This is a genomic window from Kibdelosporangium philippinense, from assembly GCF_021390435.2.
GTDB lineage: Bacteria > Actinomycetota > Actinomycetes > Mycobacteriales > Pseudonocardiaceae > Kibdelosporangium > Kibdelosporangium philippinense.
In genome coordinates this window covers 130,441-155,263 of record NZ_JAJVCN010000002.1, presented here as the reverse complement: position 1 = coordinate 155,263, position 24,823 = coordinate 130,441, and the positions used below count along the sequence as shown (strand labels likewise).

General features: G+C 65.5%; 23 protein-coding genes and 1 tRNA gene. 15 read left to right on the top strand and 9 right to left on the bottom strand.

Annotation, left to right across the window (positions count from 1 at the left end; translation table 11 throughout):
* Positions 1–31: 31 nt before the first annotated feature.
* The 4 genes from LWC34_RS19535 to LWC34_RS19520 all read right to left on the bottom strand — a co-directional run bounded on the left by LWC34_RS19535 (position 32) and on the right by LWC34_RS19520 (position 6,542).
* Positions 32–1,324 carry an alginate O-acetyltransferase AlgX-related protein gene (locus LWC34_RS19535; protein WP_233726614.1) on the bottom strand — a complete coding sequence of 431 codons (1,293 nt, stop codon included), beginning with the start codon at positions 1,322–1,324 and terminating at the stop codon, positions 32–34.
* 26 nt (positions 1,325–1,350) lie between these two features.
* The gene (locus tag LWC34_RS19530) at positions 1,351–4,128 is read right to left on the bottom strand and encodes a glycosyltransferase (protein ID WP_233726613.1); all 2,778 of its coding nucleotides are present in this window, start codon (positions 4,126–4,128) and stop codon (positions 1,351–1,353) included.
* Positions 4,121–5,452 (bottom strand): hypothetical protein, encoded by a 1,332-nt coding sequence (locus LWC34_RS19525; protein ID WP_233726612.1) that lies wholly within the window; start codon positions 5,450–5,452, stop codon positions 4,121–4,123. The genes LWC34_RS19530 and LWC34_RS19525 overlap by 8 nt, the downstream gene beginning before the upstream one ends.
* A gap of 100 nt (positions 5,453–5,552) precedes the next feature.
* Positions 5,553–6,542 (bottom strand): hypothetical protein, encoded by a 990-nt coding sequence (locus LWC34_RS19520; RefSeq protein WP_233726611.1) that lies wholly within the window; start codon positions 6,540–6,542, stop codon positions 5,553–5,555.
* A 389-nt stretch (positions 6,543–6,931) separates the two neighbouring features.
* Here LWC34_RS19520 and LWC34_RS19515 point away from each other — a divergent pair, with 389 nt between their 5' ends.
* The 3 genes from LWC34_RS19515 (at position 6,932) to LWC34_RS19505 (ending at position 9,612) form a co-directional block, all read left to right on the top strand.
* Entirely contained in the window at positions 6,932–8,674 is a 1,743-nt protein-coding gene (locus tag LWC34_RS19515) for a hypothetical protein (RefSeq protein ID WP_233726610.1), read from the top strand.
* Between the two features lie 55 nt (positions 8,675–8,729).
* Positions 8,730–8,999, top strand: coding sequence for a YiaA/YiaB family inner membrane protein (locus tag LWC34_RS19510; RefSeq protein WP_233726609.1), 270 nt, complete (start codon positions 8,730–8,732; stop codon positions 8,997–8,999).
* A 277-nt stretch (positions 9,000–9,276) separates the two neighbouring features.
* A complete protein-coding gene (locus tag LWC34_RS19505) occupies positions 9,277–9,612 on the top strand; it encodes a hypothetical protein (protein ID WP_233726608.1) in 336 nt (111 codons plus the stop codon).
* An 85-nt stretch (positions 9,613–9,697) separates the two neighbouring features.
* On the opposite strand, the gene LWC34_RS19500 is transcribed toward LWC34_RS19505, so the two are convergent.
* Positions 9,698–10,042, bottom strand: coding sequence for an EthD domain-containing protein (locus tag LWC34_RS19500; RefSeq protein WP_233726607.1), 345 nt, complete (start codon positions 10,040–10,042; stop codon positions 9,698–9,700).
* A gap of 231 nt (positions 10,043–10,273) precedes the next feature.
* A tRNA-Gly gene (locus LWC34_RS19495) sits at positions 10,274–10,346 on the bottom strand.
* A 262-nt stretch (positions 10,347–10,608) separates the two neighbouring features.
* Here LWC34_RS19495 and LWC34_RS19490 point away from each other — a divergent pair.
* From LWC34_RS19490 to LWC34_RS19470, 5 genes are all read left to right on the top strand, one after another.
* Entirely contained in the window at positions 10,609–12,018 is a 1,410-nt protein-coding gene (locus LWC34_RS19490; protein WP_233726606.1) for a sigma-70 family RNA polymerase sigma factor, read from the top strand.
* Between the two features lie 116 nt (positions 12,019–12,134).
* A complete protein-coding gene (locus LWC34_RS19485; protein WP_233726605.1) occupies positions 12,135–12,575 on the top strand; it encodes a DUF983 domain-containing protein in 441 nt (146 codons plus the stop codon).
* Between the two features lie 9 nt (positions 12,576–12,584).
* On the top strand, positions 12,585–12,836 hold the full coding sequence (locus tag LWC34_RS19480; RefSeq protein WP_308200108.1) for a type II toxin-antitoxin system Phd/YefM family antitoxin: 252 nt from the start codon (positions 12,585–12,587) through the stop codon (positions 12,834–12,836).
* 45 nt (positions 12,837–12,881) lie between these two features.
* Complete coding sequence (locus LWC34_RS19475) at positions 12,882–13,745, top strand: Fpg/Nei family DNA glycosylase (protein WP_233726603.1); 864 nt, start codon at positions 12,882–12,884, stop codon at positions 13,743–13,745.
* A 51-nt stretch (positions 13,746–13,796) separates the two neighbouring features.
* Entirely contained in the window at positions 13,797–14,255 is a 459-nt protein-coding gene (locus LWC34_RS19470; protein WP_233726602.1) for a hypothetical protein, read from the top strand.
* Positions 14,256–14,315: 60 nt separating this feature from the next.
* On the opposite strand, the gene LWC34_RS19465 is transcribed toward LWC34_RS19470, so the two are convergent.
* Genes LWC34_RS19465 through LWC34_RS19455 form a run of 3 tightly spaced genes read right to left on the bottom strand, consistent with a single transcriptional unit; the run spans position 14,316 to position 17,057 of the window.
* Complete coding sequence (locus tag LWC34_RS19465; RefSeq protein ID WP_233726601.1) at positions 14,316–14,906, bottom strand: LutC/YkgG family protein; 591 nt, start codon at positions 14,904–14,906, stop codon at positions 14,316–14,318.
* Positions 14,899–16,326: a LutB/LldF family L-lactate oxidation iron-sulfur protein gene (locus tag LWC34_RS19460; protein WP_233726600.1), complete on the bottom strand. Its 1,428-nt coding sequence runs from the start codon at positions 16,324–16,326 to the stop codon at positions 14,899–14,901. The genes LWC34_RS19465 and LWC34_RS19460 overlap by 8 nt, the downstream gene beginning before the upstream one ends.
* Positions 16,308–17,057, bottom strand: coding sequence for a (Fe-S)-binding protein (locus tag LWC34_RS19455; RefSeq protein WP_233726599.1), 750 nt, complete (start codon positions 17,055–17,057; stop codon positions 16,308–16,310). The genes LWC34_RS19460 and LWC34_RS19455 overlap by 19 nt, the downstream gene beginning before the upstream one ends.
* A gap of 90 nt (positions 17,058–17,147) precedes the next feature.
* On the opposite strand from LWC34_RS19455, the gene LWC34_RS19450 reads away from it, so the two are divergent.
* From LWC34_RS19450 to LWC34_RS19420, 7 genes are all read left to right on the top strand, one after another.
* Positions 17,148–18,434 (top strand): histidine kinase, encoded by a 1,287-nt coding sequence (locus LWC34_RS19450; protein ID WP_233726598.1) that lies wholly within the window; start codon positions 17,148–17,150, stop codon positions 18,432–18,434.
* A 10-nt stretch (positions 18,435–18,444) separates the two neighbouring features.
* Positions 18,445–19,317, top strand: coding sequence for a S49 family peptidase (locus tag LWC34_RS19445; RefSeq protein ID WP_233726597.1), 873 nt, complete (start codon positions 18,445–18,447; stop codon positions 19,315–19,317).
* A gap of 79 nt (positions 19,318–19,396) precedes the next feature.
* The gene (locus LWC34_RS19440; protein WP_233726596.1) at positions 19,397–20,251 is read left to right on the top strand and encodes a LytR/AlgR family response regulator transcription factor; all 855 of its coding nucleotides are present in this window, start codon (positions 19,397–19,399) and stop codon (positions 20,249–20,251) included.
* 82 nt (positions 20,252–20,333) lie between these two features.
* A complete protein-coding gene (locus tag LWC34_RS19435) occupies positions 20,334–20,765 on the top strand; it encodes a hypothetical protein (RefSeq protein WP_233726595.1) in 432 nt (143 codons plus the stop codon).
* Between the two features lie 79 nt (positions 20,766–20,844).
* Complete coding sequence (locus LWC34_RS19430; protein ID WP_233728761.1) at positions 20,845–22,590, top strand: sodium/solute symporter; 1,746 nt, start codon at positions 20,845–20,847, stop codon at positions 22,588–22,590.
* A gap of 263 nt (positions 22,591–22,853) precedes the next feature.
* A complete protein-coding gene (locus tag LWC34_RS19425; protein ID WP_372496553.1) occupies positions 22,854–23,207 on the top strand; it encodes a DUF485 domain-containing protein in 354 nt (117 codons plus the stop codon).
* A complete protein-coding gene (locus LWC34_RS19420) occupies positions 23,204–24,802 on the top strand; it encodes a monocarboxylic acid transporter (protein WP_233726594.1) in 1,599 nt (532 codons plus the stop codon). The genes LWC34_RS19425 and LWC34_RS19420 overlap by 4 nt, the downstream gene beginning before the upstream one ends.
* Positions 24,803–24,823: the final 21 nt, after the last annotated feature.

Below are 24,823 nucleotides of genomic sequence, written 5' to 3'. Positions count from 1 at the left end.
TCACGGCGTGGCATTGGTCCTCGCACCTTGCCTACCGGCGGATCGGCCGGTCCTTCAGTTCCTTCACGATCCCCGCGACCACCTCGGGCTGTAGCACCTGGCTGTTGCCGGACGCGATCGTCCGCTCGACGATCTCCACGGCCACGACATCGTTCTGGGCCAGCATCTCCCCGGCGGCCTTGCCGTTGTCATCCTTCGTCGTCGCGTAGTGCAGCACGGTCAAGTCACCGAACGAAGCCGCGAGATAACGCAAGGCCCGGATGGTGAACGAGTCGCTGAGCATTCCCACCGACTCCGTCACGGTCCCCTGCCCGGTCGCGTGCCCCACCTGGACCGGCGTCCTGAACTCCGGTGAGAGGTCACGGGTCTGGTCCCGCTCGCCATCCGCCTTCAGCGAGTACGAGAAGCCCGTGTTTGTCCCGGTCAGGCCGATCAGCGGCGGTGTGTCCGCCCCGATCGAGTACTCCTTGACCGGCTGCGTCACCCATTTCCGGGTGATGGTCGGGTGGATCGCCTCGGCCAGCCTGCGGGTCATCACCAGGCCGCCTTCGTCCCACCAGTGGCCGTCCAGTGGCGGATAGACCGGTTTGCCGAGCTGCTGGCCTCTGGCCTGCAGCTCGCCGCGCAGGTCGAGCACGCCTTTCTCGGCGGTGAGCAGCGGCCAGAGCTCGTTGTTCACCTTCTGCAGGCAGTCCTTGCCCGCGAAGGTGTTCGGCAGGTTCTCCGGCACGATCGTCGTCTTGTCCGGCGCCACCACGAGCACGAACTTGCGGCCGGATGCTTCGACGCCTTCCCGCAGCTTGCGGATGGAGTCCATTGTGGAACGCAGGTCCCGCGCCTGGTTGCAGCGGCTGACCACGTCGTCGCCGTAGTACATCCAGCCGTTTTTGCCCTCGATCGCCAGCGGGACCGTCACACCCGGGTTGATCTGGCGTTTGTCGCTGCCTTGCGGTCCGGGCACCACGGCGACCGGGCCGGAGGACTGTGGGCTGCGACCGAGGTTCGGTGGTTCGCCGAACACACCTCGGCTGATGCCGTTCACCGCGTCGATCGCTTCCTTGCGGAAGGGCAGGTGGTCGTTCGACCAGCCGTTGAAATTCGTGAAGAACGCCCAGCCGTCACCGGGGTTCGGAAATGACGCGAGCCGATGGTTTTCTATTTCGGTCGGACGTAAACCTAATACCCAGGAAATGGCCGGAAGGCCGAAGAAAACAAGGGCGCAAATGATCGCCGTCAGCTGCCGAACACCATGCCGTGGCCGGTAGAGGGTGTGTTCGCGGGGCAGCCACGCCTCGTGCACGGGAGGCAGCGTCGATTGCGCCATATCCTCACCCTAGCCCGAATAAGCGGTCAAGATCCGTGATCATCGGACTCCCTGCGGGCGAGGCGTTCGTCCAGCATCCGTTCCACCTTGCCGAGCTGCTCGGTCAGCTGCTCGATCCGGTCGGAGACCTGGTTTTCCAGCAGATCGATCCGGATGTTCTGCGCGTCGGTCGTGTCCACGAACCGGCGGTTGAGCCGGTCGAGCGCGGTCTGTACGCCGTCGGTCAGCGCGCCCATGACCTTGCGCTGGTGCACGTCGTAGTGGTCGATCAGGCGAAGGACCATGCGACGTAACGCGGGCGCGAGCGGCATGCGTGACGGGGCGTTTGTTTCGGCACGCCACCGAACGGCTTCACGCGCGTCAGCCAGCGGCCGGAGCACGGGATCGGTCACAGCCAAGGACTGCGTTGGCCGCTCAGACTCGCCGGTCCGCCAATGCCGGTACGCCTCCTGCAGCTGAATCTTCACCCAGGAAGCGGCGGCCTCCGGCGAACGGTGGCGCAGCACGTACTCCCGCGCGGCGCGGCCACGCCGGTCGGCTTCCGTCGGGTTGTCGGCGATTTCCCGCATGGCGGCCGCGGCGGCGTCGAGATCGGGATCCGCCCACAGCGCGTGCTCCTGATACGGCGGCCAGCCCTTGCCCACTTCGACCATCTTGTACGGGATCGGCCAGCCGACATCCGCGTTGAAGAACTCCGTGGTGCTGGAGTAATCCGTTGAGATGACGGCCATTCCGCGCATCATCGCCTCGGCGACGGTCAGCCCGAAACCTTCGCTGCGGTGCAACGACACGTATCCGTCGCTGTCGGCGTACAGCTTGTTGAGCTCGGCAACGCTGAGGTACCGCTCGAGAAGTTCGATCCGCGGGTCGCCGCCGATCTCGTGCAGCAAGCGTTCCACCGCGGCGGCGTGCAGCTGACCGTTGGTGGCCTTGATGACCAGCTTGACATCGGTGCGGCCGTCGAATGCCTTCTTGAAGGCTTTGACCACGCCCCAAGGGTTTTTGCGCTGGCCAGTGCTGTTGTAGTCGAAGGCGAAGAAGAACTGGACCGGTTTGCCGGACGCACGCGGCGGCCGCGGTGGCAGACCTGGATCCAGCACAGGCACCGGGATCACCTTCACCGGCACCGAAGTGTGTTTGGCGAACGCCTTGGCGCAGAACTCGCTGACCGTCCAGATCTCGTCGACGAAGTCGTAGCCGCCGTGCTGCGACGCCGGGAAGTCCTCGAGTTCCCACGCCCACAGGCCGATCCGGTAGCGCTCGTGGCCGATCTCCGGGTAGCTGGACATCAGCAGGTCGGTCTGGTCGCCGTTCACCGCCATGATGGTGACCGGGAACCGTGGCCTGCCAGCGGTCGGCGGCAGGTCCAGCGCGGTGCTGCAGGCCAGCGAGTGTTCCTCGACCACCGACACCAGCGGGACACCGGCCTGTTCGACGACCTTGCTGATGATCCGGCCCATCTCGCCGAGACCCAGTTCCGCGGTCAGGTAACCGGCGATGTTCACGCCGAACTCGTCGACTGGGGCGCGCAACGCGCGAGGTTCCTTGGGCAGCGCCCACTTCGGGAGCTTGGCCTCCTGCACGCCGTAGGTCCGGCACCACTGGCGGAATGCCGCCGCGTCCAGCCCACACGGCGACGGGAACGCGCGCTGCAGGTCGGTGCGTTTGTTCCAGATCGCCATCACCAGCCGGTTCATTCCGGCTGCTTCTTCCGACGGCGAGCTCGGTGTGGCCAGCCAGCGCTGGAAACCGGCGCCGCCGTCGGTCCCGAACGGGTGCGGCGGGATCTCGGTGATGGCCCGCTTGAACCGCATGTGTTCAGCGTCCGGCTCTTCGGCTTCTATCCACGCCTCGCGGAACATCCGGCGCAACGGCTTGGTCAGCTTCGTGCCGTCCGGCAGCTGGTCGAAGCCGTAGCGGACGGACTCGCGATATCCGTTGGCCAGCAACGATTCCCGGTATGCCGCGGACAGCGTGGCGACCTCGGGGTGCTCGGAGAGCCGGATCCGCGGCTTGAGCTCGCAATGCTTGCTCAACAGCCACGGGTTCTCCGGCCGGTAGCCTGCGAAGTGGAAGAACCGCACAGGGATCTCGCCCGCGAGCAGCGCGCCGTCCGCGTTCCGGCTCAACGGTCTCTCGTGCAGGTTCCAGTAGGCGACGTTGAATCCCGCGTCCCGCAGCACGGTGTGCTTGAACAGGGCCGGGACCTGATCAACCCAACGCTGGTCGGCGAACATCTGCTCGCCCGCGTTCATGATCGCGTTCTGGCGCAGCCGCTCGGCCCAGTAGTCCAGGAAACCGCTGGCGCCCTTGCCGACCGCGAGGAACCCGAGGTCGAACGTGCCCTCGGCGAGAATCGCCGACTCTTCCGGTTGCTTGCCGTCACGCGGAAGCGGGCTGAAAAACCGTGGCGTGAGCACGATGTCATCGCTCGCCGCGAGCGCGGCCACCTCGGGCATCGGCGCGTAGACCTGGATGTCCGGGTGCAGGTACACGACAACGTCGCTACGGGTGAGCAAACTGCGTAGCAGCAACGGTTTCACCGCGCTGGCCAGTTCGGCGGCGGTGTACGAGGTCGCCATCCGCAGATAGTCGGCCTCGTCGATGTCCAGCAGCTCCGGACCGACCAGCTGATAGCCGGTCTCGGTTTCGCCCCCTGGCACGCCATCGGTCACGAGTACGACGAACTCGTGGCCTGGATGGTGTTCCAGGAACGACTTCGCCAGTACGCGCGCGAACGGAAGGTAGTTGCGCGCGACGACCGTGCACGCCGTGGACGCGATGGCGCTGGGTTCGTCAGCCATTCGCGGCCAGGATCTTCAACTGCTCGGCCAGGATGTCGTTGTACAGCTCGGTCACGGTGACCAGGTCGTCACCGGTGACCTGGATCCGCACCAGGGTGCCCTTGTGCGCGTAGTGCGCGCGGATCACCGCGGGTGTCTTGTCCGACTTGTCGATCTTGGCCGCGAGCACACCGGTCGGCTGGTTCGGGATCGCGGTCAGTCCGTAGATCAGCTGCTGCTCGCCCAGCTTGTCCTTGGTCGCGGACGCGGTCTCGGCCGACGTCGTCTCGACGGTGAAGATCGACGGGTGCAGGTCCTCGGGGGTGGCGGACTCCGACATCCGGGCCTTGCCCGCACCGGCGTCGGTGATGATCTTCTGCTCGTCGGTGGTGAGGAATTTCACTTGCTGGGCTTCTGTCCAGGTCGTGATCCGGTTGTAGTCCTCACGGACCTTGCCGGGCAGATCCATGATGGACAGATTGTCCCTCGGCTTCACCGTCGTGGTCGGCGGCTGCGTCGGCGTTGGCGGCGGGGTGATGGCGCCGGGCTCGTTGTTGTCCGAGCCGCCGGCGAAGATGAAGTAGCCACCGACCGCGAGGCCGATCACCAGCACGACAGCGACAAGGATCTTCGCGGTCTTGCCGCCCTTGGACTTGGTGTCCTCGGCGAAGACCTCCGGCCCCTGCGCGAGCCACGTCGGCTGCAGCGACGGCATCGGCTGGTCCTCGACGCCCCACTGCGAACCCTGGTTGGGGTTCGGCGGCGTGGACTGCCACGGCGCCTGGTGCTGCATGCCGGGCGGCTGTACCGGCCGGACGACCTGGGTGCGCTCGGCCTCGCTACCACCACCGGACTGTGAGCTGACGACCTGCGTCACATCCGGGTTGCCCGCCTGCTGCTGGCCGACGACCTGGGTCGAGTCGTTCGTCGGCTCCCAGCGGAAAGCCTGCGGGAACGGCCCGCTGCTCGGCTGCTGGCCCGGCTGGTGGACCTGGGTGACCTCAGGCGGCTGCTGGGCCGGGAAGGGGTTGCTCGGCGGCTGCTGGGCCGGGAACGGATTGCTCGGCGGCTGCTGAGCGGGGAACGGATTGCTGCTGGGCGGCTGCTGCGCCGGGAAGGGGTTGCTCGGCGGCTGTTGCGCCTGGAACGGATCGCTCGCCGGTTGCTGGGCAGGCGGCTGCTGAGCCTGGAACGGGTTGCTGGCCGGCTCGGAGACCGCAGGGGGCGTCGTCGCTCCCGTCGCCGTCGCGAGCAGCTGGTCCCTGCGTTTGCGGTAGTCGTCGGCGTGGATCCGCCCCTCCGCAAGCGCCTGATCAAGCTGCCTGAGGTCTTCCTGCCAGGACATCCGACCCTCCAGAATCGTTCAACGGGTCTCATTGTTGCGCATGCTCGGTTAACCGCCGACGTGACTGTCGCCCGCTGGATATGCGCTGGATACGGATACGTTATTTCGGCTTGATGGACGCGGTGGTCGTCTCGATCACGCGCTTCATCGTCGTCGCCAGCTGCCGTTCGTTGTTCGGCCCCGTCTGCAGGATGACCAACCGCACCGCCCCACGCTCGATGGGATACACCGCTTCGTAGATCGCCGCGCCGTCGTTGAGGATCTTGGTCAACGTCACCTTCGCAGGCAGACCCTCGTACGAAGCGGGGACCATGTTGGCCCGCTTTCCTCGCTCGACCGCACTGGAGACGATTCGTTGCCCGCCGGTGTCCGTCTGGGTCTGATAGGCGAACATCTGATAGTTCAGGGTGCCGATGATGACGTTGCGGAAGTAGACCTTCTGCAGGTCGGTCGCGCTGAGGTACGCGGCCTCGTCCGGCCGGATGATGTTGTAGGTCTGCAGCTGGTCGACGGTCAGCACGCCCGAGGTGGACAGCGGCGAGTCCGTGGGGTTGGGCAGCTTGTCGATCGACAGGTCGCTGCTCGGCGCTGTGGTCTGCGGCACCGTTAGTGGGCTCTCGTCGTCCTTGCCGCCGCTGAACGCGAACCACCACGTTCCTGCGGCCACCAACGCGAGCACCACGACGGCGATCACGAACTTCGGCACCCTGGACTTCTTCGCAGGTCCCGTCGGCGGGGTGCTGAAGACCTCCGAGCCGATGATGGGTGGCGGTCCCGATGGTGGCTGCATGCCCATCGGTGGCTGCTGCTGGTGCTGTGCGGGCCGTGTGGCGTTCCACCCGACCGGCTGGACCTGCTGCGTCACGTCCGCGGTCTTGCTGGTGTCCGGTTTGGTGTCGCCGTTGAACGCGTTGGCGATCGACGGTTTGGCGATGGACGGTGACTTCTGCCGTTGCACGCGTCGCAGGCTCACTGCGCCACTCGATGCCGCCGCGAGCAGTTCGTCACGCCTCTTGCGGTATTCCTCGGCGCGAATGGTGCCCGCGGACAGCTGGTCGTCCAAGCTTTGCAGCTCGTCCTGCCAACTCATGTGACAGCCCCTTCATCCCGGTACGGATGCCAAGTCCGATTCTCGCTCCCAGCGGCCAGTCGTGGGCCAAAGCCGGGTCGGATGTGTGTATCGGCAAGGTCGGCACCCTGCCGGGAAGGACGGTGGTGGATCCTCTCCATCGGCCATGCGTTCACCGTTGTGGGTGAATCTTGCCACTGTTCTACAACGGATAGTGCATGGCGGTCGGCCAAATGGGCTCATCGGGATGTCAACGGTCGGCCGCACGCGCCAAGTGGACTGGACATTTTGCATTCGCACAGGACTGACTGGATCGGTCGACCGGGAACCGTGAAGTATTGTCGCCGCGGGGTTGTGCGCTGTTCACGCGGACGGCGTGCCCGCAGTGTCCGGTTGTTCCAGGGGGACAGTTGATCACAGAAACGGCCGTCCCTCGACAGACTGCCAAGCAGAGACCCGCGCTGCCAGCGGTGTCGCGGGCACAACGCCTGCGTGAGCCGGTGCTCGTGGTGCTGACCGGGCTGCTCGTGACGCTGGCGTTCTACTGGCGGATCGTCATCGATCTGCGGTCCACTGTGCTCTTCGACCTCGGCGACCCGTTGCTGCAGGCGTGGGAACTGGCGTGGGCACGCCACTTCCTGTTCAACGGCGGGGATTTCTGGACCGGCAACATCTTCGCGGGTGCGGAGAACAACTTCGCGTTCACCGACTCACTGCTCGGTTATCTGCCGTTCAGCCTGGTCGGCGGCACCGGCGCGAGCGACTCCATCCTGCGCTACAACCTGGTGTTCATCTTCGCGGCCACATTGGCGTTCGTCGGCGGATACATGCTGGTCCGCCAACTCGGCGGCACGTGGCACGCGGCCGCGCTCGGCGCGGTCGTCTTCGCGTGGGCGCCATGGCGTCTCGCCCACGTGCACCACCTGAACCTGCTGTCGACAGGCGGGATCGCGCTGGCCCTGTTCGCGCTCGCGCGTGGCCACGGTTTCTCGCTGCGGCACGGTTTCCGGCCAGAACTGGCCAGACCCGGCTGGGCGTTGGCCGGCTGGCTGATCGCGGCGTGGCAGATCACCATCGGCTTCGCGACCGGACTGCCGTTCCTCTACGTCCTTGGCGTGATCGGCGTCGTGCTGCTGGTGACGATGCTGCGCAGGCGTGCGCAGATCAGCAAACGCCTGTGGATCGCCGACAGCGCCGGCGTCGTGGTGTTCCTGACGATCACGCTGCTGATGGTGCAGCCGTACCTGACGGCCGTGAAGCTCTACCAGTTCAAGCGGACCCTGGACGAGCTGAAGACGTATTCCCCGCCACCGCAAGGATTCATCACCACATCGCACTTCTCTTGGCTGTGGAGCGACACCGGTTTCACCGCGTGGACGTGGGACATGGAACCGGCGCCATGGGAGAAGTGGATCTTCCCCGGTCTGGTCCTGCTCGTCTTCGCGGCGATCGGACTTGCATTCAGTGCATGGCCGCGCAAAGTCCGGGTGGTTCTCGGCATCGCCGTAGTGGTCAGCGGAATCCTCGCGCTGGGAACGAGTTTCTTCCACGGCACCTTCAGCTACCTGCTGCTGTGGAAGTTCATGCCGGGCTGGGACGCGCTGCGCACGCCAGGACGGCTGATCCTGTGGACCACCCTGTTCTTGATGCTGCTCGCGGCCGGTGCCGTGACCAGGATGGCGCAGTCGCTGGGGCGCAAGTACAAACAGCGAATCGTCGGGTTGATCATGATCTTGCCCGCGCTCGGCGCGCTGACCGAGGCCGTGCCGGTCTTCCCGTACGCGCATCCGCCCGCCATGCCCGCCGGGCTCGAGCAGGAGTTCGCCAACCCCGGTGGGCCGGTCGTGGTCCTGCCGATGGACCTGACCGGCGACTCGATCCCGATGCTGTGGTCGACCAAGGATTTTCCGGTTCTCGCCAACGGCAACACCGGCAACTACCCGAAGGTGTGGACCGAGCTCACCACGGCGACAAAGGCCTTCCCGAGCGTCCGCAGCGTCGCGGCGTTGAAGCACTACGGGATCCACAAGGTCATCGTGGTCAAGCCGATGCTCGAGGGCACCCCGTACACCCGGTCGCTGACCCGGCCGATCGCGGACTTGCCGCTCACCAGGACCGACACCGGCGACATCGCCGTGTTCACATTGCGATGATCTGCGCGTAGAACTACTCATGACAGGGATGCCCTGGTCACAGGACCCTTCGGTCATGCCTAGGAATACACCAGCGTTCTACGCGCAAGCCGTCGCTTCGTTCGCCATCGCGCTCGTCGCGGTGACCATCGGGGTCTTCATGCTGCCCGTCGATCCATGGGTCCGCGGGTTCCTGAGTTTAGGCCTGCTCTACACCGTCACGTCGGCGTTCACCCTGGCCAAGTGCATCAGGGACAAGCAGGAGGACAACGCCGTGCACAAGCGCGTCGACCAGGCAAGGCTCGACAAGCTGATCACCGAGCACGATCCGTTCAAGACGACCTAGTGGCGCGTCTCGAAACGTTCGCCGGGTTTCTCGACGGCCCAGCTTCCCGCTGGACGCACCGGCCAAAGGCGCCGGTACACCCGATACAGGCACCTTCGTCCGGCACGCCCAGCGAAAACCTGGATCCGCCGAATAAACCCAGCAACGTCCCGAGACACACCACTAGCAGAGCAAAGTGGTGCACTTCGTCGTCGTTGTGGTCGGTTGCGTCGTCGGAGTCGTGGACGAGGGCTTCGTCACCTCTTTGGTCGTGGTGACGGTCTTCTGAGTCGTCGTCGTGGTCTTCGAGCTCGACCCGGAGCTGCTCGACGAGCCGGACGAGGACGCGGTGGAGCTCGACTCGGAACTCGATGAGGTCTGGTCGGTGATCTGCGTCGCGCTCACCGGAGGCGGGACGGACGAGGTCGTACCGTCCGTGGCCACGTGTTCCAGCCGCACAGGCACTGGCTTGTCTGTGCGGCTACTCGTGGCACCGACCGCGAACAAGGCCGCAGCGGCAGCTCCTAGGAACGCCCCCACGACCATACGTAACGGCGCGCCTCGTCGATCGAGCACGCGTTACACCTATCGGGTTACCCCGATCGGGTCAAGCCAAACAGGACTATTTGACTAACCGTAGTGCCCAAACAGCCAGGCCGAGATGCGACAAACGGCCTGGTCTACCCGGCCCCTCGGACAGCCGGAGGGCTGCCGCGAGGTCACTGATCGTAGATGACTTCCTCGGTGGTGTTGAGCACGGCGGTCTTCGAGACATCGGCGAAGTTCTCGACGTCTTTGAGCGCGGCGTCCCATTTCCCGGAACTGGCGATCGCCTGGAAATCCGCCATGTCCTCGAACCACACCTCGACCACCCCGTCATAAGGCGCGGCAGCGACACCCTCGAGGACCAGCCCGGTGTTGTGCTGCTGGACATACCGAAGCGTGTACCGCTTGACCTCGGGAATGCTCATGACCAGCGGAGCATGCACGTTCGTCCAATAGTGGTCGAACAGCTCCTTGCTGAGATCAGCCCGCCTCGTAAGAAACTCATTCCACTTGTACATCCAGAGCCTCCGCCACCTAGCCCAGCACAGTCGAGGCTAGTCCTCAGTGGACAAAAGAGCCGGAATTTCGACTGGCAACCAAAAGCCAAACCACCCCGAGCGAGACCCAACCGTAGCCAAAAGGGCGCGAAGCGCCTGCAGTAAAGCTGGGGGGTTCGGGGGCATCCCCCCGATGTAAAGGCGAGCGACAAGGCCTGCGCTTTCCGCAGGCACACGTCCCCTGAGCGAGCGAGCGGATGACGGGACTCGAACCCGCGACCCTCACCTTGGCAAGGTGATGCGCTACCAGCTGCGCTACATCCGCATGGCGTCTTTCGACGTTGAGGACACTCTACCGGATGCTCGCCATGCGTTTTTCGGCGGGATGACCTCCCCCGTGCGGGTGTAGTTCATTCGCACCACACATGAGCGATTCAGTGCGCCGATCGGCGCAGCTGATCAGGTTATCTGGCTCACGTCGATCGTCGGATGTCACCAAGAGTCTTCACACTACCCACACTCGGCGACGCCCGAATGTGGCATGTTGTTCAACGTTCGCGTGTATCCGGAGGGAGGTACCTAGCCGGATGACCGCAACGGGCAACCCTGCTCTCGACGCTGGCGAGGAATTCCACGACCGGGATCTGCTCGCCGCCCTGCGCGCCGGGGAAGACGCCGCGTTTGGTGAGCTGTTCTCAAGGCACGCGGATGCCGTGAGACGGCTGGCGCGGAGTCTCGCCGCCGATCGCGCGGACGCCGAGGACCTTACTGCGGAAGCGTTCTTCCGGGTGCTGCAAGCGATTCGCCGCGGCTCCGGCCCCGTCGACAACGTCCGCTCCTACCTGCTGATCGTCACCCGGCGAGTGGCGTGGGAGTGGAGCGAGCGGCGCCGGGACGTCCCGGTGTCCGACGAGGTGCTGTCGCATCGCGCGGGCGAGAACCCGGACACGTCCGGCCAGGCACACGAACGAAACCTGATCACGCGGGCGTTCACCAGCCTGCCTGAGCGCTGGCGCAGCGTGCTGTGGAAGGTCGAGGTCGAAGGCGAGCAGCCCGCGGTCGTCGCGGACAACTTCGGCCTGAGCCCCAACGCCACCGCCGCGCTGGCCCGCCGCGCCCGCCGTGGCCTGCGCGCCGCGTACCTCCAGGCGCATCTGTCCACGCATCACGGATCGACCGGCTGCCGGTCGGTTCTGGAAAAGCTCGGCGCGTACACCGCCGGGACGATCAAAGGCGCCGAGCGGCGCCGCGTGCGTGCCCATCTGGTCAGCTGTTCGTCGTGTCAGTCGACACACGACGAGCTGGTGGACGTCTGCGCGGGGCTGCGGTCCTACGCGGGCATGATGGCCGCCCCGGTCGCGCTCGGTGGGCTGGTGGCGCACAAGACCGGGTTCTGGGCCACGCTCAAGGGCCTGGTCGCGTCCACAGGCGCCAAACTGACCTTGGCTGGCTCGTCGGTCATCGCCGCTGGCGTGCTCGGCATGAACGTGGTGCCCGGCGCGGACAGCACAATCCTCGCCGCATTGGACTTCACCGGCCAAGGCCCGTCCGAGCTGGTGATCACCGAATCCGTACTGCCGGAAATGGGCGGCGTGGCCGGGGCACTGTCGTCCTCGCTGCGGTCGACAGGGACCGCACGCGCTGCCGCGCCGCAGGATTCGGAACCTGCCCAGGACGCGCCAGCGGCACGACAGGCTGACTCCGCGCCCGTCTCGGCGCACGAGACCGAGACGATGGTGGTCCCGGGTGACACGTCGGGAAGGCCACGCGACATCGCCGACGAGTCGGAGAACGGCTCCAGCGTGTTGATCGGCCCGCCGGAGACCTGCCCGCCCCCGACGAGCACCACGGACAAGACACTCGCGTCCGAAACAGAGACCACGACGGTCAAGCCGACGCCCTCATCCAGTCAGACCTCGACGAAAAAGCCGGTGCAGACCACCAGCGACGCACCCGAACCAGCGGCAGCGGAAAGCACTGACAAGCCGACGCGCTGAGTGACGATCGACTTTCACCCGCTGGGCCTAGTGGCGACACGGTAACGTTGAACCGTGCGCGATTGCCGAGTGTGGATCGGCGCCTATACAGACGTGTCGAGCGGGAGGCGACGAGCATGACGCGCCTGGTACGTGGTGCAGATGGCCGCATGTGGACCGTGCGTGGCGAGCTGGAGTGGGGCCGCAAGCCCGCGACGGCCGAAGACTTCGAGCACGACGTGAGCGGCGGGCCCGGAGCAGGCATCGTGATGGCCTTTCTGGTGGTCATCCTCGGTCTGATCTGGGTGTTCCGGATGCCGGAAGACGTCGTGGTGCCAGCGTGGGTCGTACTGGCCCTGCTGATGATCTTCCTGTTCTTCCCAGCCCGCTGGGCCCTGCGCCGCCCATGGAAGCTCGTCGCCGAAACCGGCGACGGCACGCCGGAAGCACCCGTCGAGAAGTGGGTCGGCACGGTGCGCGGAATGTTCACCGTCCGCTCGGAGGTCGCCAAGGTGGCCAGGGACATCCAGCGTGACACCATGCCCAGCTTCGACGGCCCGCTCCACCCGGTGGAGTGAACTGACGCTATGCGGGTGATGAGCGATTCCGAGTGTCGCCTGCGGTACGCCGAGACTCTGGATCCTGTGATTGACGGTCGCGAGGAAGTCGTGATCACTCGTGCGGGACATGAGCCCGTTGTGATCGTTCCGTACGATGACTATCGGTCACTCATGGAAACGGTTCATCTGTTCCGGAGTCCGGAGAATGCGCGGCGTCTGATCACTGCCATTGACCGACTCGAATGTGGTGGTGGCACCGGCCGCGACCTCGTTGACTGAGGTCCATCTCGTGACAGCCGGGGATATCCGGGTGAGACTGTCGGTGTGCCAGAACTACCTGAGGTCGAGGCGCTCGCGCATCACCTGCGTGAGTTCGCGGTAGGCCGTACCGTCCACCGTGTCGACGTCGCCTCCTTGCAGGTGCTGAAGACGGCAACACCCCCATGGACCGAGTTGCACGGGCGAACCGTGACCGGTGCGGGCCGCTACGGCAAGTACCTCGACATGGACTGCGACGGCCTGCATCTGGTCGTCCACCTGGCCCGAGCAGGCTGGCTCAGATGGGCAGACACCCTCAGCGCCGCCCCGCCCAAGCCAGGCAAGGGGCCGCTGGCGTTGCGCGTCCACCTCGGCCCGCCCGGCGAAGGCCCTGGGTTTGACCTGACCGAGGCTGGCACGAAAAAAGGCCTTGCCGTCTGGATCGTGACCGACGTCCAGCAGATCCCCCAGATCAAGAACCTCGGCCCGGACGCGCTGTCCCTGTCACTCGACGACCTGAAGAACCTGCTGACCGGCCGGACCGAGCGGCTGAAGAACGCGATCACCGACCAGCGCCTGCTCTCCGGCATCGGCAACGCCTACTCCGACGAGATCCTGCACACGGCCAAGCTTTCGCCGTACGCGACCGCAGGCAAGCTGTCCGACGACGCGCTCGCCCACCTGCACGAGGCCATGCTGTCCGTGCTCAAAGATGCGGTCGACCGCTCAGTCGGCCAGTCCGCCGCGCGCCTGAAGGGTGAGAAGCGCTCGGGATTGCGGGTGCATGCGCGCACCGGGCTGCCGTGCCCTGTCTGCGGGGACACGATTCGGGAGGTCTCGTTCGCCGACAAGTCGTTCCAGTACTGCCCGACGTGCCAGACCAACGGCAAGCCACTCGCCGACCGCCGGATGTCCAAGCTGCTCAAGTGAGGTCCACCGGCCACAGTTGCACAGACTTCTGAAAAAGTTCAGAATTGATGTATGGCTACCGAGGTGCAGTGGAGCGACCTGCAACGCGACCCGAAGAGCGTTGCCGCACTCGCCGATGAAGGCGACGTGCGAGTGCGCAGGCGTGACGGCGTAGCCCTCCTGCTGACCAGGGAAGACCGAGTGCTCAGCGCTGCGGAGGGTTCGGTGGCCGCCGCCAGGGCTCTGCGCACTGTATTGGCCCACTTGCCTGCGGAAGTGGTCGCGGTCGCGCTGCAGGACGAGTTTCCGTGGACGGAAGTCCTTCCCGAAGACGAGCGGGCGCAGTTCGTTGCGGACTTCGCGCGAGCGTTTCAAGCATCCGCGGAACTTGAGCAATGGTCGGTTCTCGCGCAGACCATCAGAGAATGGCAGAGCACTGCGGCTATTCACGCCGATCCGCTGCTGGCCAAGCAGTTGGCGGGACCGATCGACGATGACTTCGGTCCGATACCCGCGCCTTCGGACGTCTGAGCGTGGCTGCGAAACGCGGAGACCGGGTCAGTCCGCCGTGCCGACCTGGTGGCTGGGGGACTAGCCCACGAACAGGACCTCGAGGGTGCGGGGGCCGTGTACGCCTTCGACCCGGTCCAGTTCGATGTCGCTGGTGGCGGAAGGCCCGCTGACGAAAGTCAACGGACGCGTGGGCTCGAGCCGAGCCAAAGCTTCAGGCACGGTCCCGGCGACCTGATCCGCCCGGACGACAACGAGGTGATAGTCGGGCAGCAGAGTCAACGCCCGACGTCCCTGGGCGACGCCGCCGTCGAGCACGATGGTGCCGGTTTCGGCGATTCCCACGGCGCACCCGGTCAGCACCCCGTCGCAGGAATCCAAGTCAGCGTTGGACAAAGGCTCGTGCAACCAGGTCACCGAAGGCACGAGCCACGAGGAAGGCACATCCGAAGGCACGGCAATCCGCTTGCCCGCCAAGGCTTCCCGGATGGCAGGCACCGGGTCCGAGACCCGATGCACGATCGCCCGGTAGTCCGCCACTCGTTCGGCGAAAAGGTCAGGCACCGAAGGGAAATCCCGGGTGCGCTGATAGTCCCGGGGGACGGAAACATCCGGACGGGAGCCCAAAGCGGCACGGATCCGGTCGAGGATCACAGCTCGGGAATCAGCCACGGGTCCGCTTCCACCAGGCACTGAACGACTCCTTCGCGGGTGCGGGCAGATCCCGGCTGTCTGTCCACTTCGAACCGGGGAACGGCAGTTTGCGGATCTTGCCACCACGCGCCATCAACCGGCCGAAAGTAGCAAGCCTTTGGGCCACGTGGAACCGCCGAGGACCGGCCATGACCCACGACATCGCGGCCATCCCGACCGCCTCGGGACTGTAGGACGGTTTCGCGGCCACAGCTTCGGAACGCAGATGCACCAAAACCGACGGGATGTCGATCCGGACCGGACACACCTCGAAACACGCGCCGCACAAGGAAGATGCGTAAGGCAAAGAAGCCGCGTGCTTGTCGTCCATGTCACCGCCCAACTGCGGCGTCAGGATCGCACCGATCGGTCCGGGATACACCGAGCCGTAAGCCTGCCCGCCAGTTCGTTCATACACCGGGCAGACGTTCAAGCAAGCCGAACACCGGATGCAGCGCAAGGCCTGGCGCCCGACCTTGGAAGCCAAAGTCGAGGTGCGGCCGTTGTCCACCAGCACGAGATGGAAGTTCTGCGGGCCGTCGCCAGGCGTCACGCCCGTCCAGATCGACGTGTACGGGTTCATCCGTTCCGCGGTCGAGGACCTGGGCAGCAACTGCAGGAAGACTTCCAGGTCCTGCCACGCGGGCACGAGCTTTTCGATGCCCATCACGCTGATCAGGGTTTCCGGCAGGGTCAGGCACATCCGGCCGTTGCCCTCCGATTCCACGATCACCACCGACCCGGTCGATGCCACGCCGAAGTTCGCGCCGGACACCGCGACCTTGGCGGACAAGAACTTCCGGCGCAGGAAGGCCCGTGCGGCCGCCGCCAGTTCGACTGGTTCGTCGGTCAGGTCCGCGGTATCGGGCATCGTGGCCTTGAAGATGTCCCGGATTTCCGTTCGGTTCTTGTGAATCGCGGGCACCAGGATGTGCGACGGCCGGTCGTTGCCCAGCTGCACGATCAGCTCGGCCAGGTCCGTCTCGATCGGCGCGATCCCCGCTTCCTCAAGCGCTTCGTTCAGGCCGATTTCCATGGTGGCCATCGATTTGATCTTCACGACCTCGTCCGCGCCCGCTTCCCGGGCCAGCCGGACCACGATCTCGTTCGCCTCGGCCGCGTCCGCCGCCCAGTGCACGACTCCGCCGCGCGCCTTGACCGACTCCTCGAACTGCAGCAGATAGGTGTCGAGGTTGAACAGCACCTCGTCCTTGATCGCCTCGCCGGACAGCCGCAGCTGCTCCCAGTCCGGCAGTTCGGCAACCGCGGCAGACCGTTTGTTCCTGATCAAACCCGTGGCGTGCTTGAGATTTCGGCGCAACTGCGAATCGCCCAAAGCCGTGCGCGCGGCCGTCGGGAACGCCGGGCTGCCCAGCCATGTCACCGGGTTGCGGTCCATGGCTCCTCCTCCGTGCTCGCCAGGATCTCCGCCAGGTGCACCGGATGCACTCCTGTCTGCAGCCGCGACAGTCCGCCGCCGATGTGCATCAGGCACGAGTTGTCGCCAGCCGAAAGCACCGAAGCGCCCGTGTCCAGCACGCACGACATCTTGTCCGCGAGCATCGCCGAGGACACGTCGGCGTTCTTCAGCGCGAACGTCCCGCCGAACCCGCAGCACGACTCGGCCGCGGGCAGTTCGACCAGATCGAGGCCTTTGACCGCACGCAACAGGCGCAGCGGCTTCTCGCCGACACCGAGCATCCGCAGCGAGTGGCACGTCGGGTGGTACGTCACCCGATGGGGGAAATATGCGCCGACGTCTTCGACCCCGAGCACGTCGATCAGGAACTCGGACAGCTCATAGGTCGGGCTCGGTTCAACGCCGAGCTCGGGGTACACGTGTCGGACCATGCCCGCGCACGACCCGGACGGCACGACGACCGCGTCGTAGCCCGCGAACACGGTGGCCACGTTGCGGGCCAGCGGGGCGGCTTTGGCGCGGTAGCCGGTGTTGAAATGCATCTGCCCGCAGCACGTCTGGGCCTCGGGAAACTCCACTGAACAGCCGAGACGCTCCAGCAGCCGGACCACCGCCCGCGCGGTGTCCGGGAAGAACGTGTCGGTCAGACAGGTCGCGAACAGCGCGACTCGTCTGGTTGCTTGCTCGGTCGGCACTCGAACACTCGGCACGGGGACACCCTGCCTCAAAGATTCATCGGATGTCTACTAATCTCGGGCCCAGAGCTTGCCTGTGTGTACCGAGTACCAGAGCATTGACAAGTGGTCCAGTTCCTGACCGAGCGAGTCGTCCTCGGCGTCATCGCGACGCTGGCTGTGCTCGGCCTCTTCGTCTTCCTGTGCCGGACCCGGCGGGTGAGCACGTCGGTCGATGAAGCGCAGCTAGACGCCATCCAGCGGCTGTCGAAAGCCGCGCCGGAGCTGCGCGGCGGGCTGACCGAGGCCTCCGCCGACCAGACGGCCAAGCACCTGGTCGAGCTGCTCAAGTGCGTCGCGGTCGGGCTCAGCGACGCGAACGGCTCGCTGCTGTCATGGGACGGACAGGCCAATCACCACTACCGGGACCTGGCCGACCACATCGTCGCCGCGGTCTCCCGCGGCCAGCGTGAGCACGTCCAGCACGAGAGCCTGCCGTGCAGCAGGCGCGGCAGCTGCCCGATGCGTACCGCGGTGATCGTGCCGCTGATCGTGGAGGGCACGGTCGAAGGCGCCTTGATCGTGGTCGGCGGGATGAACTCCGGCCGGCTGATGCGGATGGCCGACGAGGTGGCCAAGTTCGTCTGCATCCAGCTTGAGCTGGCCAAACTCGACGAGGCCAAGCAGCAGCTGGCCCAGGCCGAGGCGCGGGCGCTGCGGGCGCAGATCTCGCCGCACTTCGTCTACAACGCGCTGAACACGATCTCCTCGCTGATCCGGACCGATCCGGAGCAGGCTCGCGACCTCGTTCAGGACTTCGCGGACTTCACCAGGTACTCGTTCCGGGCGTCGGGATTCTTCACGACACTTTCGGAGGAACTTCGCAACATCGATCGCTACCTGACCATCGAGAGCGCCCGGTACGGCAACCGGCTCGCGGTCCGGTTGAAGATCGCCCCAGAGGTCCTGTCGGTGGTGGTGCCGTTCCTGGTGCTGCAACCGTTGGTGGAGAACGCGGTGCGCCACGGCATCGCCCGCAAACCCGGTGGCGGCACGGTCACCGTGATCGCTCAGGACAACGGCTCCGAGGCGCTGATCAGCGTCGAGGACGACGGCGTCGGCATGGACGCCGACCGCCTGTTCGCCGATCTGCGTGACGCCCACAAGACCGGCTCGCACGTCGGCATCGGCAACATCAACCAGCGCATGCGTTCGGTGTTCGGCGACGAGTACGCGCTGATGGTGGAGACCGCGCCGGGCGCGGGGATGAAGGTCATCCTGCGCGTGCCGAAGTCGTTCCCCGGCGTGCGGCCCGCGCTGCCGGACTATTCACATCCCGAAGCGGACGACGACTATGCCCCGGTCCCCGGGCCTAGTTCGCCATCCGCCAACGGTCACACGCCGAGTCCGTAGAGTTTTCGTCATGAGCGTGACCGAGAAGCTGGTGTCCCGGTTGCCCGGGTTGGGCGACCGGATCGACCGCAAGCCCGTCGTCGCCGTGATCAAGCTGCATGGAGTGATCACACCGACCCCGTCGCCACTCGGCCGGGGGGCGATCAACCTCAACTCGGTTGAATCCGCGTTGACCAGGGCGTTTGACCACGACCGGCTGGTCGCGGTGGCTTTGCAGATCAACTCGCCCGGCGGCGCGCCGACCCAGTCGGCGCTGGTGGCCGAACGGATCAGGCAGCTCGCCGCCAAGGCGAACGTGCCGGTGATCGCGTTCTGCGAGGACGTGGCCGCGTCCGGCGGGTATTGGCTGGCGTGCGCTGCCGACGAGATCTACGCGCACCAGACCTCGCTGGTCGGTTCGATCGGCGTGATCAGTGCCGGATTCGGTCTTTCCGGCCTGTTGGAACGAGTGGGTGTCGAGCGGCGCGTGCACACCGCGGGCACGAACAAGATGCGGTTGGACCCGTTCCAGGTGGAGAAGCCTGAGGACGTCGAGTGGCTGGTCGGGCTGCAGGGCCAGCTGCACAAGCAGTTCGTTGACTGGGTCAGCGAGCGGCGCGGCGAGAAGTTGAGCAAGGACCACGACGACGTGTTCTCCGGCGAAGTGTGGACCGGGGCCGGAGCGGTCGAGCGTGGTCTTGTCGACGGGCTTGGCTCGCTGCGTGGCGTGATCTCGGAGCGGTTCCCCGACGCCGAGATCTCGATCGCCGAACCGCGACGGCCGTTGCTGGCCCGGCTGGGGGTCGGTGGCGGTGCCGGCGTTTCGTCGATTGGGACCGGGTTGCTTGGCGCTGCGATCGAAGCGATCGAGCAACGAGCTACCTGGTCACGATTCGGTCTGTGATCCTGTTCGTACACAAAACTTCACTCGGCAGGGTGGCGGTAGGGATGAACATGGACATGAGGATGGTGCGATAGGCAAGATGCACCCCACCGTGACTAACGAGAGCGCTGCCGGACTCGTCGTGCTGTGCGTCGACGACGAGAAGGCCGGCATAGAGATGATCACCGAGCGGCTGGAGAACAACCGGCACGTTCGCAAGATTCTGACGGCCTTTGACGCCGCCGAGGCACTGCGTGTGCTCAGCGGCAACGACGAAGAGCTGGTCACCCGGCGCAAGGCCGGGATGCCCGCGGTGGATGCTGTTTTCTGTGATCTGAACATGCCCGGGCTGACCGGGATCGAGATGGGCCGGGTGCTCTCGGAGTTCAACCCGGCGCCGTGTCTGGTGTTCGTCACCGGTGTCGGTGGCGACGAGGCGGTCGACGCCTTCGAACTCGGTGCGGTGGACTACCTGCTCAAGCCGCTGAACGACCAAGCACGCGTCGACAAGGCGGTCGACCGGGTCATCGCGAAGCTGCGGCTGAACAACCTGCCTGCTCCCGGCGCCGCTCCTGGTGGGGTTGCGGTGCCGGAGAACAGGGACGACGAGGTGATTCCGGTCGAACTGGCCGGGACCACGAAACTGGTCGCCCGCAACTCGGTCCGGTGGGTCGAGGCACAGGGCGACTACGCGCGGCTGTATACATCGGATGGGTCGCATCTGGTCCGGATTCCGTTGGCGCAGTTGGAAGAGCGCTGGGGCAAGGTGGGGTTCGTGCGGATCCACCGGTCGTACCTGGTGCCGTTGAACCTGATCACCGAGCTGCGGATGGGTGCGTCCGGGTACACCGTCGTGATCGGCAGCGAGGAGAAGGAGCTTCCGGTGAGCCGCAGGCACACGCGGGAGTTGAAGGACAAGCTGGTTCGCTCGCCGCGCGCAGGGTTCGGTAGTTAGGGATCATGAGCGAGCTTGCGAGGTCATCATTCAACACAGTGTCACTGCTCATGCGACGTGAGAGCCACAGCGGGAGCAGTGCATGAGTAGACATTCGGCGGGCACCGGGCCCGGCAGATCCCCGAAGGATCCGCAAGAGAACGGTGCCGCCGGTCCACCACCCCGCCGTAAACGCGTCGTGCTCGCGGATTCCCGTGCGCCGGTGACAGTTCTGCGTACGGTTGTCGAACTGGAAGAGCAGACCAGTTACGGCGAAGAACTAGTCCGAGGTTTCATCCGCATCCAATTCCGTACCGCTGTACGGCTTGCGTTGCTCGCGGTGGTGCTGCTCTGCAGCCTTCCGGTGTTGTTCTTCTTCGTACCAGCGATTTCCGATGTCACGCTGGCTGGTGTGCGGCTGCCGTGGCTGTTGTTGGGGGTCGCCCCCTTCCCCGTCCTGTTCGGTATCGGATACTGGTACAACGTGCTGGCTGAACGGCACGAACGCGACTTCGTCGACATGGTCGAGAAGTAGCCCGAAGGGTTGTCCAGTGGGTGGCACGGCCGTTGAGCTGAACCTGTGGGCCGTGTCCGGCATCGCGCTGGTCGCGGTGATGACTTTCTATGTCGGTTTCCGGAGCTCACGCGCCGCGAGCACCACTCAGGACTTCCTCGTCGCGCGGCGGACCGTGCGATCGAGGCGCAATGCCGCCGCGGTGTCCGGCGAATACCTTTCGGCCGCGTCCTTCCTTGGCGTCGCGGGCCTGATTCTCAAGGACGGCGTCGACGCGCTGTGGTACCCGATCGGGTTCACCGCAGGCTATTTGGCGTTGATGTTGTTCGTCGCCGCGCCACTTCGGCGGTCCGGGGCGTACACGCTGCCGGACTTCGTCGAGGCGCGGCTCGGCTCGGCCGGGCTGCGCAAGCTGGCGACGTTCTTCGTGATCTTCATCGGGATCCTCTACCTGCTGCCGCAGTTGCAGGCCGCCGGCCTGGTCATGTCACGCATCATGCCTGTCCCGCAATGGGTTGGCATGGTTCTCGTGGTCGTCATCGTCGTGGTGAACGTGTTCGGCGGCGGCATGCGGGCGATCACGGTCGTTCAGGCGTTTCAGTACTGGCTCAAGCTTTTCGCGATCGCCGCGCCGTGTTTCATCCTCTGCGCCATTTTCATCGGGCGTGGCGGCGTCGGGATGAACGAGACGGAACTGACTGCCAAGACTCCGCCGACGTTCACCGAGACCACGACGGTCACCGTGGACACACCGGTTCGCTTGCAGGTCAAGGAACCCGTGTGGTTGTGGGCGGATGGTGTGGTCGACGGCGCGCCCGCGTCCGGTGAGGCGTTCTGGCGGCCCGAGATCGGCGAAGTGACCGTCGACGCGGGCACGACCTTGCGGTTCAACGCGGGCAGTGCTGTTCCGGTGGTCGTCGGGGCGCCTGCGGACAACGAAAGCTGGGGGAAGCCGTCGTCCGGTGGCGCTGGCGACCTGTTCACCACGTACTCGCTGATCTTCGCGACATTCCTTGGCACGATGGGACTTCCGCACGTCCTGGTGCGCTTCTACACCAACCCGGACGGCAAGGCCGCGCGTCGCACGACGTTGCACATCATGCTGCTGCTGGCGCTGTTCTACATGTTCCCGCTGCTGATGGGCGCGTTGTCGCGGATGTACGTGCCGGAGTTGCTGGTGACCGGGCGGACCGACGCCGCTGTCACCGCGTTGCCCGCGAAGATCGTTCCGGGGATTGGCGGGGAGATCCTTGGCGCGGTGACCGCCGCTGGCGCGTTCGCGGCTTTCCTGTCGACGTCGTCCGGGCTCGTGGTGAGTGTGTCCGGCGTGTTGTCCACGGATGTTTTGCGCGGCCGGGTCCGTGACTTCCGGTGGGCCGCGCTCATCGCGGGTGTCGTGCCGCTGGGGCTGGCATTGGTGTTGCGCCCCAACGATATTTCGCTGAGCATCGGTGTCACCTTCGCGCTCGCGGCTTCGACGTTCTGTCCTGTGCTGCTGCTTGGGATCTGGTGGCGCAAGCTGACCTGGGTCGGTGCCGGTGCCGGGATGATCGTCGGTGGCGGATTGGTGATCGGCGCGATCGTGCTGGACGGGGTCAGCCGGTACACCGGCGATTGGGCGCCGTCGTTCATCAGGCAGCCCGCGCTGATCACGGTGCCGATCGCGTTCTTCGTGGTGATCATGGTCAGCAAGGCGACGCATAGGCGGCAGCCGCACGACACCAGCCGGACGTTGCTGCGCATGCACGCGCCCGATCCGCTTGGCTTCATCCGGGATCGCGATGTGGCTCGTTTCGGCACTGCGGAGGAGCGGGCTCGGTTGGCGGACGGTCGTCACCGTCGGTGAATCCAGCATTGCGCTGGGTCGGCTAAAACGTGTCGTTGCCGTACTGAATATTTCTACGCAGGGTTTAACCGTCCCTCGAATGGGTAATCCCAGCTTCCTTCTTTCGTGCGATAGCGATCATGAAAAAGGTATGACGGCATCTCGTCGGACGATAATGACCGTTCGTCGCATCGCCGAACAGGCTGAGCGACAGCGCCCGATCGGCCGCTTACGGGAAGGTCAGCTTGTACCTAACGTCCGACCAGGACTAGCGGGAGGTTCACGTGAGCGCAGACGAGCGAACAGGGACCGAAGAGCTGCCGCCGGACACGGCACGGTGGCGTGAAGTTCAAGAATCCGCCGATTTCGCTGAGTTGAGGCGCCGGTTGCGCCGGTTCGTCTTCCCCATGACCGGGCTTTTCCTGGTCTGGTATCTGGTTTACGTACTGCTCGCCGACTACGCCCACGACTTCATGTCGACGCGGCTGTTCGGCAACATCAACGTGGCTCTTGTGCTGGGAATTCTGCAGTTCGTGTCGACGTTCGTGATCACGACTTTGTATGTCAGGTACGCCAACCGGAAGCTTGATCCACAGGCCGAGAAGATCCGCGCGGAGATCGAAGGAGCGGACAAGTGACGCTCGCCCAAGCGCTTGAGGGATCGAGCCCGGCGCTGAATATCTCGATCTTCGGCGCTTTCGTGGTGATCACTTTGGTCGTGGTGTTCCGGGCGAGCAAGAACACCCGTACCGCGGCCGACTACTACGCGGCCGGTCGCGCGTTCACCGGTCCGCAGAACGGAATCGCCATTTCCGGCGACTACCTGTCGGCCGCGTCGTTCCTCGGTATCGCCGGTGCGATCGCGCTGAACGGGTACGACGGTTTCCTTTATTCGATCGGTTTCCTTGTCGCCTGGCTGGTGGCTTTGTTGCTGGTCGCGGAACTGCTGCGGAATACCGGGAAATACACGATGGGCGACGTGCTGGCGTTCCGGATGCGCCAGCGCCCGGTCCGTGCGGCCGCCGCGGTGTCCACGCTGGCCGTGAGCTTCTTCTACCTGCTCGCCCAAATGGCCGGTGCCGGTGGCCTTGTCGCGCTGCTGCTCGGCATCAACAACCCGGTGGGCCAGGGCGCGGTGATCGCCGTCGTCGGCCTGATCATGATCGTGTACGTGCTGGTCGGCGGCATGAAAGGCACCACGTGGGTGCAGATCATCAAGGCCGCCTTGCTGATCGTCGGCGCGGCGGGCATCACGGTCTGGGTGCTCGCGCGATTCGGCTTCAACCTCTCGGCCGTGCTCGGCGGCGCCGCGGACAAGGCGGGCGCGGCCGTGCTCGACCCAGGCAAGCAATACGGCAAGACCGGCCTGACGCAGCTCGACTTCGTCTCGCTCGCTCTGGCCCTGGTGCTGGGAACAGCAGGTCTGCCGCACATTTTGATGCGGTTCTACACCGTGCCGACGGCCAAAGAGGCGCGTCGATCCGTGGTGTGGGCGATCTGGCTGATCGGCATCTTCTACCTGTTCACGCTGGTCCTCGGCTACGGCGCGGGCGCTTTGGTCGGTCCGGAGGCAATCAACGCGGCGCCGGGCAAGGCCAACTCGGCGGCGCCCCTGCTTGCCCAAGCGCTTGGTGGGCCAGTGTTGCTCGGGTTCATCGCGGCCGTGGCGTTCGCGACGATCCTCGCGGTGGTCGCGGGGTTGACGATCACGGCGTCGGCCTCGTTCGCGCACGACGTCTACGCCAACGTGATCAAGAAAGGCGAAGTCGACGACAAGGACCAGGAGGTCCGCGTCGCCCGGATCACCGCGCTGGTCATCGGTGCCGTGGCGATCGTCGGCGGCATCGTGGCCAACGGCCAGAACATCGCGTTCCTCGTCGCACTGGCGTTCGCCGTCGCCGCGTCCGCCAACCTGCCGACGATCCTGTACTCGCTGTTCTGGAAGCGGTTCAACACTTCGGGTGCGCTGTGGAGCATCTACGGCGGTCTGGCCGTGTGCATCCTGCTGATCGTGTTCTCGCCCGCGGTGTCCGGCACCGCCACCGCGATGTTCCCTGGCGCGAACTTCGACCTGTTCCCGCTGGCCAACCCCGGAATCGTGTCCATCCCGGTCTCGTTCTTCCTCGGCTGGCTCGGCACGGTCCTGTCCAAGGAACGCGACGACGCCAAGTACGCGGAGATGGAGGTCCGAGCCCTCACCGGCGTGGGTGCCGAGAAGGCTGTCCAGCATTAACGGCGTACCTACGCGGATCGT